This is a genomic window from Gordonia sp. i37 (genome assembly GCF_002043085.1).
GTDB classification, from domain to species: Bacteria; Actinomycetota; Actinomycetes; order Mycobacteriales; family Mycobacteriaceae; genus Gordonia; species Gordonia polyisoprenivorans.
The window spans coordinates 1-11,875 of sequence record NZ_MVPX01000358.1; the positions used below are offsets into that span (position 1 = coordinate 1).

The 11,875-nt window shown below is 66.2% G+C and carries 13 protein-coding genes; 4 read left to right on the forward strand and 9 right to left on the reverse strand.

All coding sequences use genetic code 11. The features are described from left to right. Nucleotides 1-363: ATP-binding protein (locus B1964_RS17400; RefSeq protein WP_172398876.1), on the reverse strand; the 363-nt coding region annotated here is incomplete at its 3' end. After that, complete coding sequence (locus B1964_RS17405; RefSeq protein ID WP_172398877.1) at nt 360-2,420, reverse strand: hypothetical protein; 2,061 nt, start codon at nt 2,418-2,420, stop codon at nt 360-362. The genes B1964_RS17400 and B1964_RS17405, both read right to left, overlap by 4 nt. A 211-nt stretch (nt 2,421-2,631) precedes the next feature. On the opposite strand from B1964_RS17405, the gene B1964_RS17410 reads away from it, so the two are divergent. The 3 genes from B1964_RS17410 to B1964_RS17420 all read left to right on the forward strand — a co-directional run bounded on the left by B1964_RS17410 (nt 2,632) and on the right by B1964_RS17420 (nt 6,001). Further along, nucleotides 2,632-3,240, forward strand: a complete 609-nt coding sequence (locus B1964_RS17410; protein WP_006370425.1) for a DUF4262 domain-containing protein — start codon at nt 2,632-2,634, stop codon at nt 3,238-3,240. A 102-nt stretch (nt 3,241-3,342) separates the two neighbouring features. Beyond that, nucleotides 3,343-4,704 carry an AIM24 family protein gene (locus B1964_RS17415; RefSeq protein WP_079930653.1) on the forward strand — a complete coding sequence of 454 codons (1,362 nt, stop codon included), beginning with the start codon at nt 3,343-3,345 and terminating at the stop codon, nt 4,702-4,704. A 265-nt stretch (nt 4,705-4,969) separates the two neighbouring features. Continuing rightward, nucleotides 4,970-6,001, forward strand: coding sequence for an alpha/beta fold hydrolase (locus tag B1964_RS17420; protein WP_231386620.1), 1,032 nt, complete (start codon nt 4,970-4,972; stop codon nt 5,999-6,001). A 108-nt stretch (nt 6,002-6,109) separates the two neighbouring features. Here the strand turns inward: B1964_RS17420 and B1964_RS17425 are convergent, their stop codons facing one another. Beyond that, nucleotides 6,110-7,534, reverse strand: coding sequence for an aspartate ammonia-lyase (locus tag B1964_RS17425; protein WP_079930654.1), 1,425 nt, complete (start codon nt 7,532-7,534; stop codon nt 6,110-6,112). A 121-nt stretch (nt 7,535-7,655) separates the two neighbouring features. Here B1964_RS17425 and B1964_RS17430 point away from each other — a divergent pair, with 121 nt between their 5' ends. Then, a complete protein-coding gene (locus B1964_RS17430; protein WP_079930655.1) occupies nt 7,656-8,345 on the forward strand; it encodes a FadR/GntR family transcriptional regulator in 690 nt (229 codons plus the stop codon). A 30-nt stretch (nt 8,346-8,375) separates the two neighbouring features. On the opposite strand, the gene B1964_RS17435 is transcribed toward B1964_RS17430, so the two are convergent. From B1964_RS17435 to rplN, 6 genes are all read right to left on the reverse strand, one after another. Beyond that, nucleotides 8,376-8,789 (reverse strand): hemophore-related protein, encoded by a 414-nt coding sequence (locus tag B1964_RS17435; protein WP_253194041.1) that lies wholly within the window; start codon nt 8,787-8,789, stop codon nt 8,376-8,378. A 170-nt stretch (nt 8,790-8,959) separates the two neighbouring features. Beyond that, a complete protein-coding gene (locus tag B1964_RS17440; RefSeq protein ID WP_079930656.1) occupies nt 8,960-9,772 on the reverse strand; it encodes a thioesterase family protein in 813 nt (270 codons plus the stop codon). A gap of 261 nt (nt 9,773-10,033) precedes the next feature. Beyond that, nucleotides 10,034-10,219 carry a type Z 30S ribosomal protein S14 gene (locus tag B1964_RS17445; RefSeq protein ID WP_006370432.1) on the reverse strand — a complete coding sequence of 62 codons (186 nt, stop codon included), beginning with the start codon at nt 10,217-10,219 and terminating at the stop codon, nt 10,034-10,036. Nucleotide 10,220: 1 nt separating this feature from the next. Continuing rightward, on the reverse strand, nt 10,221-10,799 hold the full coding sequence (gene rplE / locus B1964_RS17450) for a 50S ribosomal protein L5 (RefSeq protein ID WP_006370433.1): 579 nt from the start codon (nt 10,797-10,799) through the stop codon (nt 10,221-10,223). 1 nt (nt 10,800) lies between these two features. After that, nucleotides 10,801-11,118 carry a 50S ribosomal protein L24 gene (gene rplX / locus B1964_RS17455; RefSeq protein WP_006370434.1) on the reverse strand — a complete coding sequence of 106 codons (318 nt, stop codon included), beginning with the start codon at nt 11,116-11,118 and terminating at the stop codon, nt 10,801-10,803. A gap of 1 nt (nt 11,119) precedes the next feature. Beyond that, the gene (gene rplN, locus B1964_RS17460) at nt 11,120-11,488 is read right to left on the reverse strand and encodes a 50S ribosomal protein L14 (RefSeq protein WP_006370435.1); all 369 of its coding nucleotides are present in this window, start codon (nt 11,486-11,488) and stop codon (nt 11,120-11,122) included. Nucleotides 11,489-11,875 lie beyond the last annotated feature (387 nt).

The window sequence follows — 11,875 nt, forward strand, 5'->3', positions numbered from 1 at the left end:
GGCGGGGAGCCGACGCGCCACCGGAAGATTCTCTGCCGCATGCGAATACACGGTCACGGTGTCGGCTTGACTGAGGGAAGCAGCTTTCAGCCCGACACCGAAATGCCCCTGATCGGCGACCCCATACGCGCGCTGTACGCCGTAGCGCATCGCCGCATCGATGGTGTCGGCGTCCATACCCCGACCGTCGTCGATGACCCGCAACCCGGTGATACGTCGGCCGGATTGCAGAAACCGGAGCAGTACGTGCGTTGCGCCCGCGTCGATGCTGTTGTCGATCAGATCGGCAACCGCGGTCGCGACGGTGTGATGCAGGCCGAGTGCGCGTTCGGTGGCGGTGAATGCGGTCGGTTCGGTCGTCATCGCACGGTGACCGTCCAGGCTTGCTCCAGGAGCGCGGCGACCGTGTCGTCACGGGACTGATAGCGGCTGAGGATGCGTCGCGGTTTGATGTCCGGATCGAGTCCGATCCCCGCCGCGAGCAGTGGTGCGACGTCGGAGTCGGCGACATCCTGCGGATCAGTGACGCCGATCAGGGCAAGGGCTCCGCGAACCGGGTCCGCGGCATCGGTCTCGGCGCAGGCCACCACGTCGAACCCGCCGCCTTCGGAATAGGTCAGGAACACCAGATCTCCGGGCTGCGAGGACAATTCGTTGAGAAAGCGGCGGATGGTCCCGCATGTCGGGTTCGTTCCGGTCCATCGGAGCATCTGTGTGCCGAGCCGGCTGGGCAACTCGCGCACGACGCCGTGGGTGCATCCCAGTGCCTGCGCCACACCGACAGGAACGGTGAATCCGGAACCACGAAGGTGTTCGGAGGTGACGCGGAGCCGAAAACACCAGGTGTCCCCGATCCGATACAGGCGGCGCGTAGGCCGGACGACAACGGCGACCGCTGTCGAATCCGCCTCTGCGGCGGAGTGTTCGGTGGCCGGACGATCAACGGCCGGCGTTCGTGGTGGCGTTTCTGACCCACCGACTTCTTCACCGAGAGACTCCGTCAGGCACCACAGGCCGTCCGGGGTGCAGGTGAAGCGCTCATCCTCATCAAGGTGTTTCACGACATGGTGTTCGGGTCGATCGGTGTTCAGCAGATCACTCAGGCGGTCGATGCCCAAAGGCCCGCGCACTTCCAGAATCCCGGCGGCATGATCGGCCAGACGGCGGGTGGACAACAACACGTTGTCGTCAAGAATCGGGATCTCGCAGTACTGCAACCACTCTCGGACCTCATCGGTCGACAGCCGAAGCGTCGACGCCGCGACGGGGACGGGCACGACAGCGTTGACGGATTCGAACTGCTCGAGCATCACGATCGTCCGCCCCTTGGCCGAGCGGAGATCGGGAGCCACCGCCCAGCCCCCGGTGACCTCGAATCCATCGTCAAGCCGGTCGAGCGCGAGCCATAGCGGCACGCCCAGTGAGGGCACCTCGGTGCGCAGAACGGGCTGCATGTCGAGCAGACGGTCGAGTGAGGTCACCGGCTGGATCTCGGCTCGAATGCTCGCGAGCAATCCGCCCGCGGTGGTCTCGAATTCACATGCAGCGGCCAGGTCCTGCTTGAGCTTGGCCACGATGCCGCCTGCTCGCCCTTTACTCACGTGCAGCCGGACGCTGAGCTGTCCCATGCTGATCGGTTCCGCGGCCATGACGAACTCGGTGAGTGCCAGCATCTCCCGGTCATCGAGTTGCTCGATCAGGTTCTCGAGCTCGTCGACCGGATTGGACTCCACCATCGTGGAGAAATCCTTGCCGGTGATCGCCGAGATCCGGGTGGCGACCTCCTGGACCTGTTCGGGAGCTTCGTCCTCGATCCCGACGGAGATGAGCGGCGCGCCCAGACTGCCGCGCAGACCGCGCCACCGTGCGAGCACCCTGAGGTCGTCGACGAGTTGAACGGCCACCGGACTGTCGGTCTCCTCGTCGGGGAGGACCCCGTCTTCGGGTAGTCGCAGGATGGACGCTCCGAGCACACCGGCGGCGACCTCCTGCACGGTGTCCGGGCTCGTGCCCTTCAACGCGAACAACGACGCCACACTGGACGACAGCAGTGTGCGGACGACTGCTCGGTCCCCGAGACGTCGGACAACCGTCTCGGCGCGCGGATCAAGACGCAGGCCGGCGACGGGAATCGTCGGATCGAGGAGCGGCGCGAGATCCCCGAAGGTGAGGTCCCGATGACGCCGGACCGCAAGACGAGCCAGGCCGACGACGAGATCGTCGAGAGAGACGAGATTGTCGAGAGACATGTCGGCGGCCGTGTCGCGCGGGGAGTCCGCGATCCACCAGTCCGACACGTTCGGGACCAGTTCTTCGAGGCAGGCGGCATCCGCCGATTCGTAGGAGTCCAGCCACGGGAAGAGGTCCACCCAGGTGTCATCGCGCAGGTCTGCGGCGTCGTACTCCGAAAACGCGAACATCACCCTCGAACTCCACCATTTCGCCACCACGCATGAGGTGATGATCTCCCCTGGAGCTTAGCCAACCGAGGGAACCGCGCACTTCGGGCAGGCAGGTGCACCCGAGGGTTCACTCACCCGGTGGACACCGAACAGGGCAACCGATCGAGGCGTCCCGGACTTGTCGTACCCCCGTGGTGTCATGAACGCACCCTCGAACAAAGGAGCGACCATGGCCGATCACGCCGCAGCAATCCGGGGCATCCCGCGCTGGCATCCCGATCCCCTCGTCCGTGAGACGCTGTCCACCATCCGCCGGTTCGGCTGGGCGGTGACAGCGGTCGGCGACGGGTGTTCGTGCGGGGATTCACGGTGCGCGCCGCCGGACTGCGCGTTCGCGTACACGACGGGTCTCGCGTTGCACTCGATCCCCGATCTGGTGGTCTTCGGTCTCGACGCACGCACCGGTTGTGAGTTGCTCAACGAACTCGGTGAGTTGTTCCACCGGGTCGACTGGCGATCGGTGGTCGACGGTCGGACCGAACTCGAGGTGCATGCTCTCGAGGTGCGGGTCCGGGTGATCGAGCTCGTCGACAAGTCCGACATGCTCATCACCAACGAGCTGTTCCCGAACCATCCTGCGCTGCAAGTGGTCTGGGCCGACGATCTGGGTACCTTCCCGTGGCAGACGGGCTATGCGCTGCAACCGATTCATCAACCGGTCAAGGGCGTCCCCGACACGGGCACCGCTCACGCCGGCGGCCCACGAGTCGTGAGTGCGTCGGTCGGCGGCAGTCGGGTCGAGTCTCGCCGTGCCCGGCGGCGCGGCCCTCGCGAGTAGAGCGGACGCCGCACGGGGCGGGCCGTCGACTCGCCCCGCGCGGCGTACGTGAGGACCGTGGACTCCGGTCGGTCACCGGCACATATCGGGCACACTGGAACCATGCGGCACCTCGCCCCAGGACAGAACACCGCGCTGCCATCGGCGACAGTGACGGTGTCGGTGCGTTCGGTGACGCCGGTGAACACCTCGGCGGTGTTGCTGACGTCGGCTCATCGGGTTCGGTCCGATGCCGACTTCGTCTTCTACAACCAACCGACCGGCCCCGGGATCTCCTACCGCGCCGACGGTGGTGCCGACGTGCTCGACATCGACACCACACGACTACCCGCCGATATCGTCACCGTGGCCATCGCGGCCAGCCTCGACGGAACCGGCCCCGTCTCGTTCGCGACCGCGGGACGCCTGGAGGTGACCATCGCACCCGCCGGCGCCGGGGCAACCGCCGAGGAGACGATCGCCTTCTCGCCGGATGGTCTCACCAGCGAGGCGGCGGTGGTCTGTGTCGAGATCTATCGACGCGGTGATGCCTGGAAGGTACGCGCCGTCGGGCAGGGATATGACGCCGGATTGGCGGGTCTGGCAACCGCTTTCGGCATCGATGTCGAAGACGACGTACCCGTGCCCGAGTCGCCTCCGGTGCGCGATCCCCAACCGTGGCCACCCGACGCATCACACCGCCGCACTGCCAGTCCGCCTCCGCCCCGACCGCAGCCCGAGGGAGCACCCATGCACAGCGATCTGTTCAACCCCGATCATTCCGAGGTCTCCGGACAGGGCATCCAGAAGCAGGGCAGCAAGATGTGTCGCATCGGCCTGTCGGGTGAGGTGATGGCGCGGGCCGGGTCGATGGTCGCCTACCAAGGCGATCTGAGCTTCGAGGCTCTCGGCTCCGGCGGCATCGGACGCATGGTGCGCCAGGCACTCTCGGGCGAAGGCGTGCCGCTGATGAAGGTGAGCGGCCGCGGCGATCTGTTCCTGGCCAACGCCGCCGCCGACGTCCACCTCATCGACCTCGACGGAACCGACGGCCTGACCATCAACGGCGCCAACGTGCTCGCCTTCGACTCCACGCTGCACTACGACATCGCGCGCGTGCAGGGGGCCGGCGCGCTCGGCAACGCCGGAATGTTCAACTGTGTCTTCACCGGTCGCGGGCGCATCGCGATCACCACCGACGGCACGCCGGTGGTTCTCACCGTCGACGCGGCCACCTACGCCGACCCCAACGCCGCGGTCGCATGGTCGTCGAGCCTGCGCACGTCGATCAAGTCCAACGATTCGTTCAACCTCGGAACCCTGATGGGGCGCAGCACCGGCGAACGACTCACCTTGGCGTTCGCCGGGCAGGGCTTTGTGGTGGTTCAGCCCTCGGAGTTGCCGCCGGGCGGATTCGTCGGCGGCACCGGCGACGGCGGACAAGCGGGCGTCGGTGGCATGCTCGGCGGGTTCCTCGGGCGCTGAACGCTTTTCGGCCCTTCATCGCCGACGAGTCACACGGCATCCGTGATACCTACTTTCAGGTAGCAAAGAGCGGACACCTTCGGGATCGGAGTACACACGTACTCTTACTGCGTGGTAACTTACGTTCTCGTCACAACGTGACGCACGACACTCGGCAGCGGCCGCCACAGGGGGCGGTCACTTGTGGGAAGGGGAAATCGCAGTGCCGCATCATCGATTTTCACGACGGGCGTGGACCCGCAGAATAGCCACCACCGTGGTCGCGGTGGCCACCGGCGTGGGGGTGGCGCTGTCACTCGCGGGCCCGGCCGCCGCAGCCGACCAGCAACAGCAGCTCGCCGACTTCATCGCGGCGGGAGCCAAGAAACCTGTTGTCGCAGAGACGATTCTGGCGGGACGCAGCTCGTGGTTCACCCCGACCGGCAACGGTCCGCGCCAGGAGGGCTTCCTGCCGGCCTTCGGGTACGGGCTGACCAATCCCAACATCGCGCCGCCGGGGGCCAACGATTGGTCATGTAAACCGAAACAGGGTCAGGACCCGGTCGTCCTCGTCCACGGCACGTGGGAGAACGCGTACAACAACTGGGCGATGCTGTCGCCGGCCCTGAAGTCCGCGGGCTACTGCGTCTACGCGCTGAACTACGGCATCCTGCCGACCCTGCAAGGCGGCGGGTTGGGCGCACTGCTTCCCGGTGCCTTCGGCACGGGTGACATCGCGCAATCCGGCACGCAGCTCGGCGATTTCGTCACCAAGGTGCTGTCGACCACCGGTGCCTCGAAGGTGAACATGGTCGGCCATTCCCAGGGCGGCATCGCCGCGCGTCAGTACATCCGCTACGACGGCGGCGCCTCCAAGGTCGCCAACCTCGTCACCTTGGGCGCCACCAACAACGGCACCTCACTCGACGGAATCGGCACCCTGGGGCGCACCATCAACAACCTCGGCATCGACGTGCTCGGTCCGATCGCACTGGGCGTCGGCGCATCGGGCATCCAGCAGGTCTACGACTCCCCCTTCATCAAGAATCTCAACAAGGGCGGCGTGTACGCCGTCGGCGATGTGAAGTACACGATCATCGGCAGCCGGTACGACGAGATCACCACGCCGTACCAGTCGACCTTCTTCCCCGCGGGCACCAAGAACACGCGAAATATCGTGCTGCAGAACGGGTGCGAACAGGACACCTCGGACCATCTGTCGTTGAGCTATTCACCGCGCGCGGTGTCGATCGTCCTCAACGCCTTCGATCCGGCGGTTCCGATCGTGTGCGCGCCCAACGCCTGGCTCCTCGGCTGACGGCGAGACTCCACTTTCCGGCGAGGTGATGCCGCTCCCCCACGGCGGGAGCGGCATTGCCGTCTGCTCACCACAACCCCGAGACATCCGGGTTCTCGTCGCCGGTCATCAGCGGGGGCTGTCGCCCTCGGCGGTCACCGGACGCAGATTGGCCAGATGCGAAGGGCTGAGCAGTCGTTCGAGCTCGCCGCGCTCGAGGAGGCCCGCCTCGAGAACCAACTCGAGGACGGTACGCCCACTACGCAACGCCTCCTGGGCGATTGCGGTCGAGGCGACGTAACCCAGCGACGGGCTCAGCGCCGTGACCAGACCGATCGAGTTCTCGACCCGATGCCGCAGCGTCTCCTCGTTGGCGGTGATGCCGTCGACGCACCTGGCGGCGAGTGCCCGGCATGCCGCGCTCAGGTGGGTCATCCCGTCCGACAGGCAGGTCACGATGATCGGCTCGAAGGCGTTGAGCTGCAACTGGCCCGATTCGGCGGCCATGGTGATGGTGACGTCGTTGCCGATCACCTCATAGGCGACCTGCGAGACCACCTCGGGTATCACCGGGTTCACCTTGCCGGGCATGATCGACGATCCCGCCTGGACCGGCGGCAGGTTGATCTCACCGAGTCCGGCCCGCGGCCCCGACGACAGCAAGCGCAGATCGTTGCAGATCTTCGACAGCTTCACCGCGACACGTTTGAGAACCCCCGACAGATGCACGAACTGACCCACATCCTGCGTGGCCTCGACGAGGTCGTGCGCACTCACCAGGTCAAGGCCGGTCTTGTCGCGGAGACGGCCGACGGCCTTGTCCGCGTAGCCGACAGGGGCATTGAGACCCGTGCCGATCGCGGTGGCACCGAGATTGATCTCGTGCACCAGGGTCGCCGCCTCACGCAGACGTTGACGATCCTCGTCGATCATCACCGCGAACGCCCCGAACTCCTGACCGAGGGTCATCGGCACCGCATCCTGCAACTGGGTGCGTCCCATCTTGACGACCGAGGAGAACTCCGCGGCCTTGCGCGCAAAAGCCTGCTGCAGCACCGACATCGCCTCGTCGAGTTCACCGACTGCCCGGATGGTCGCCACGTTGACCGCGGTCGGGTAGACGTCGTTGGTGGATTGCCCGGCGTTGACGTGCTCGTTGGGGTGCAGGTGCCGGTACTCACCGCGACCGTGTCCGAGGATCTCCAACGCCCGGTTCGCGATGACCTCGTTGGCGTTCATGTTGGTCGAGGTACCCGCGCCGCCCTGAATGACGTCGACGACGAACTGATCATGAAAGCCGCCGTCGAGGATCTCGTCGCAGGCCGCGCAGATCGCACTCGCCCGCTCCTCGTCGAGGATGCCGAGATCGGCATTCGCGCGTGCCGCCGACCATTTCACCGCGGCGAGCGCACGGACGAGATGGGCGTTGGAGCCTATCGTTCGTCCGGTGACGGGGAAGTTCTCCACCGCCCGGAGGGTATGGATACCCAAGTACGCCTCGGCGGGCACCTCGCGCCGACCGAGAAGATCGGTCTCGGCTCGCTCCTGGGCCATCGTCACGTCTCACCTATCCTGCTGTCGGGCTGTCTGACAGCTCTAGTGTCATACATAGCTGAGCTATCGTCAACACGTACGACCGCTACACACACCGGATCGAAGACGGAGGACCATCCAGATGACCAGCAGTTGGGCCGACCGCCGACCCGTCACGACTCGGGTCAGCGCGGCCGAAGCGGTGTTCACCGACCTGCGCCAGGCCATCGAGAGTGGCGACCTCCCCGTCGGTGAGCGCCTCCCGTCCGAGGCCGCGCTCGGCGAGCGCTACGCGGTGAGTCGATCGGTCGTCCGGGAGGCATTGCGCTCGTGCACTGCACTCGGACTCACCGAAACCCGCACCGGCCGAGGAACATTCGTGGTCAGCAGCACGGCGTCCCACGACCTGAAGGTCGGCGAGTACACCGCGCGGGAGCTCATGGAGGCGCGGCCGCACATCGAGATCCCGGCCGCCGGGTGGGCCGCCGAGCGGCGCTCCGCCGAGGACCTGCGTCAACTCACCGAATTGACGCAGGCCATGGCGGCCGAGTCGAATCAGACCGACTGGGTCGCCCTCGACGGACAGTTCCACCTGGCGGTCACACGAGCGAGCGGCAACCGGGTGTTCCAGAACGCGCTCGTCAACATCCGCAATTCACTGACTGCCCAGTCGGCCACACTCAATCTGGCGACCGGACGCATGCGCCGATCGAACGAGGAACACGAGCGCATCGTCGAGGCCATCAGCTCCGGCGACCGGCAGACCGCCGAGCGGGCCATGGCCGATCATCTCGACGCCGTGCAGGTGGCGGTGCGCTCGCTCACCCACTGAACCAACCAGAGTTCTTCTGCCGCAGCAGGTTCAGAACTTGTTGCAGGTGCGCAGGGCCTTCGCCATGGCGTCACGGGTCATCGTGTGCTGCTGCGCGCCGATGCCGTGATCACGCAGAAACGCCATCACCGTCGAGCGGACCGGGTGCGCGTGACGATTCTTCTCCCGCAGCGCTTTCCGCTGCGCAGGCGACAGCACGATCATCTCCTCGAAGTGCCGCTTGGCCCGCGGATGCGAGTTGATCTGCTGCCACAGCGCCGGATCCTCGACGGCGAGCGCCCGTTCGACCTGCATCACCGAACATGTCGTTCCGAAGGCCTTCGGCGGCGACGGGGGTGTCGGTGCGGCTCCGGCGATACCGGCTCCGCCTGCCCCGACCACTCCCGCAATACCGATCCCCGCAACCGCCACCGCCACTCGACGACGCGTCGTTGCCAACCCCATCGACATTCTCCAGCCCCTTCCTCGGCACCGTGCCGACCAATAACAGCCGAAGCACACCCAATCGCGAAAACCTTTGCCGAAGCTGAGGACAAGCCGTGAGAACACCCCAGTAAGTCTGGGTGCAAGTGACGGTCAAGAGCAGGTCAACGATGTTTGCGACGTTCGTCCGATCAGGTGAAGATCGCGACGGTCTGGGTGCCGGTCATCACCAGTTGCCCGTCGGCGTCCCAGGCTTCCATCGTCTGGTAGGAGTAACCGCCGCGCGACACCGCACTCGTCGACCGCAGCAAGAACCAGCCGGTGGGGTCGACGGCCTCGTCGGCGCAGATGTCGACCGACCACATCACGGTACTGATGGGCGCCCAGTCGGAGAATGCCGTCATCGCCGCAGGCGGCAGGCTGTCACCGAGCCCGACGAGGGCCACGGCCGGATCGACACCCTGCGCATCACGGTGACGCATCCACCAAAGCACTTCGGGCTCCACGGCTTTCGTCACCGGTATCGCACCGCCGGCAATGCGTCGCTCGAATTGGTCGGTGAAGCTCGGCTGCGCCCCGGGCCGCCCGCCGACGCTCGGGCAGTCCTGCGGGCCGGCGACGTCGGGGCGAGGGATCAGGGTGTGCTCGACGGAACTGTCACGCGCTCCGGCGAAGATCAGGGTCGATTGTGCCGCAACGGAATCGCCGCTGCGCGTTTCCACGGCAACGCTTGTCACCGATCGGCCTTCGCGGAGTCGTCGTGCCCGCACGGTCATCGTCTCGGTGGCCGGTGCGGTGAACGCGAACTGCGCGGCCCGCAGGGCAGGTAACGGCGCGCCGTCGGTCTGTTGGGCGGCCACGACCGCGAGTGCTGCGGTCAGGCCGCCGTACGCGGTGCGGCCCTGGGTCCAGCCGGCCGGGATCGCGAACTCCTGTGCCGGGTCGAACGCGCGAAGCACCTCGGACAGAGACGTGCTGCGGGACTCGTTGTCGGTGACCGTCATGCGGTCATTCTATGCAGGAGTGCATAGTGAGGTTGAGTGGGGTTCGATGTGGCCGAGGGGCGCCCCGTGCGGTGCGGGGCGGAACGAAACCAGCATCGGTGCAAGAGGTCTCGAGGTTCGGCGCCGGCGCGCCTCACACCTCGACCACCGATCAAAGGAGAGGAAGAGCGCTGCCGGCGAGAGCACGACGGCCCCGCCTCCCGGTGCGGGAGACGGGGTCGTCGTGAGGTGTTGTGCGCCGGTGATGTCACCGGCGGGAAGTCACCAGCTCGACTTCTGCACGCCCGGCAGCTCGCCGGCGTGTGCCATCTCGCGCAGGCACACGCGGCACAGGCCGAACTTGCGGTACACCGAGTGCGGGCGACCGCACTTGTTGCAGCGGGTGTAGGCGCGCACGGCGAACTTGGGCTTCTTGTTGGCCTTGTTGATCAGAGCCTTCTTGGCCATCTCAGTTGTCCTTCGCGTTGTTGTCCTTGAACGGGAAGCCCAGCGCGCGAAGCAGTGCGCGGCCTTCGTCGTCCGTGGTGGCCGAGGTGACGACGGTGATGTCCATACCGCGCGGCCGGTCGATGTTGTCGATGTTGATCTCGTGGAACATCGACTGCTCGTTGAGACCGAAGGTGTAGTTGCCGTTGCCGTCGAACTGACGGTCGCTCAGACCGCGGAAGTCGCGGATACGGGGCAGCGCGATCGACACGAGACGGTCGAGGAACTCCCACATCCGGTCGCCGCGCAGGGTCACGCGGGCCCCGATCGGCATGCCCTCGCGCAGCTTGAACTGTGCGATGGACTTGCGGGCGCGACGGATCTCCGGCTTCTGACCGGTGATCAGCGCGAGGTCGGCGACCGCACCGTTGATGAGCTTGGCGTCACGGGCGGCGTCGCCGACACCCATGTTCACCACGACCTTGACCACGCCGGGGATCTGCATGACGTTGGCGTAGTCGAATTCTTTGTTCAGCGCGTCCTTGATCTCGGCACGGTAGCGCTGCTTCAGCCGCGGCTGGACCTTTTCAGTGGTGGTCATCTCAGATGTCCTTCCCGGTCTTGCGCGAGATCCGGACCTTCTTGCCGGTCTCCTCGTCGACGCGATAGCCGACGCGGGTCGGGTTGCCGTCGGAATCCACGACCATCACGTTCGACACGTGGATCGGGGCTTCCTGCGTGACGATGCCGCCCGAGGCAGCACCACGCTCGTTGGCCGAGGCGGCGGTGTGCTTCTTGATGCGGTTCACGCCCTCGACGAGGACACGCTCGCGCTGCGGGTAGGCCTCGATGACCTTGCCCTTGGCGCCCTTGTCCTTGCCCGAGATGACGATCACGGTGTCACCCTTGTGCACCTTCATGTCAGATCACCTCCGGTGCCAGCGACACGATCTTCATGAACTTCTTCTCACGCAGCTCGCGGCCGACCGGGCCGAAGATGCGGGTACCGCGGGGGTCGCTCTCACCCTTGAGGATGACGGCGGCGTTCTCGTCGAAACGGATGTAGCTTCCGTCCGGACGACGGCGCTCCTTGGTGGTGCGCACGATGACCGCCTTGACGACCTCGCCCTTCTTGATGTTGCCACCGGGGATGGCGTCCTTGACAGTGGCGACGATGGTGTCACCGATGCCGGCGTAGCGCCGCGACGAGCCGCCCAGCACGCGGATGCACAAGATTTCCTTGGCTCCCGTGTTATCGGCGACCCGCAGGCGAGACTCCTGCTGAATCATTCGATTCTCTCCTTGACCTGGATGTCGTCGACACGCCGAATCCACTGGGGCGGATCTGGCGTATCTGTGCGCCGGATTTCCGACCCGACGCACACGGCCTGTTGCCATCGGACACACGCCTGCCTGGGCTTTTCCGCTGTAAGCGGGCCTTCCCAGTGGGTTCACGAGCCGATTCGCGGCGCTCACGCACCGCAGGCAACCCGTCCAGTGTAGGTGAAACCGCAGGTGGGAACCAAATCCGCGTCGCCGCCCCTACCGCGGAGCGCGAGTCGGGGGTTTCGTCGGCCGTGCGAGGGGGGGGAATGCCTGGCGCGGGCGCGTCGGGGGCGCGGGGGTCGTCAGGAGTGACGGGGAACACACGTTTTCTCGCAATCCGAACCCATCTGG

Bases quoted from the DNA above. Each gene is read 5' to 3' on its own strand.
- B1964_RS17405 (WP_172398877.1), bottom strand. From the start codon at position 2,420: ATGTTCGCGTTTTCGGAGTACGACGCCGCAGACCTGCGCGATGACACC.
- B1964_RS17410 (WP_006370425.1), top strand. From the start codon at position 2,632: ATGGCCGATCACGCCGCAGCAATCCGGGGCATCCCGCGCTGGCATCCC.
- B1964_RS17415 (WP_079930653.1), top strand. From the start codon at position 3,343: ATGCGGCACCTCGCCCCAGGACAGAACACCGCGCTGCCATCGGCGACA.
- B1964_RS17425 (WP_079930654.1), bottom strand. From the start codon at position 7,534: ATGGCCCAGGAGCGAGCCGAGACCGATCTTCTCGGTCGGCGCGAGGTG.
- B1964_RS17430 (WP_079930655.1), top strand. From the start codon at position 7,656: ATGACCAGCAGTTGGGCCGACCGCCGACCCGTCACGACTCGGGTCAGC.
- B1964_RS17435 (WP_253194041.1), bottom strand. From the start codon at position 8,789: ATGGGGTTGGCAACGACGCGTCGTCGAGTGGCGGTGGCGGTTGCGGGG.
- B1964_RS17440 (WP_079930656.1), bottom strand. From the start codon at position 9,772: ATGACGGTCACCGACAACGAGTCCCGCAGCACGTCTCTGTCCGAGGTG.
- B1964_RS17445 (WP_006370432.1), bottom strand. From the start codon at position 10,219: ATGGCCAAGAAGGCTCTGATCAACAAGGCCAACAAGAAGCCCAAGTTC.
- rplE (WP_006370433.1), bottom strand. From the start codon at position 10,799: ATGACCACCACTGAAAAGGTCCAGCCGCGGCTGAAGCAGCGCTACCGT.
- rplX (WP_006370434.1), bottom strand. From the start codon at position 11,118: ATGAAGGTGCACAAGGGTGACACCGTGATCGTCATCTCGGGCAAGGAC.
- rplN (WP_006370435.1), bottom strand. From the start codon at position 11,488: ATGATTCAGCAGGAGTCTCGCCTGCGGGTCGCCGATAACACGGGAGCC.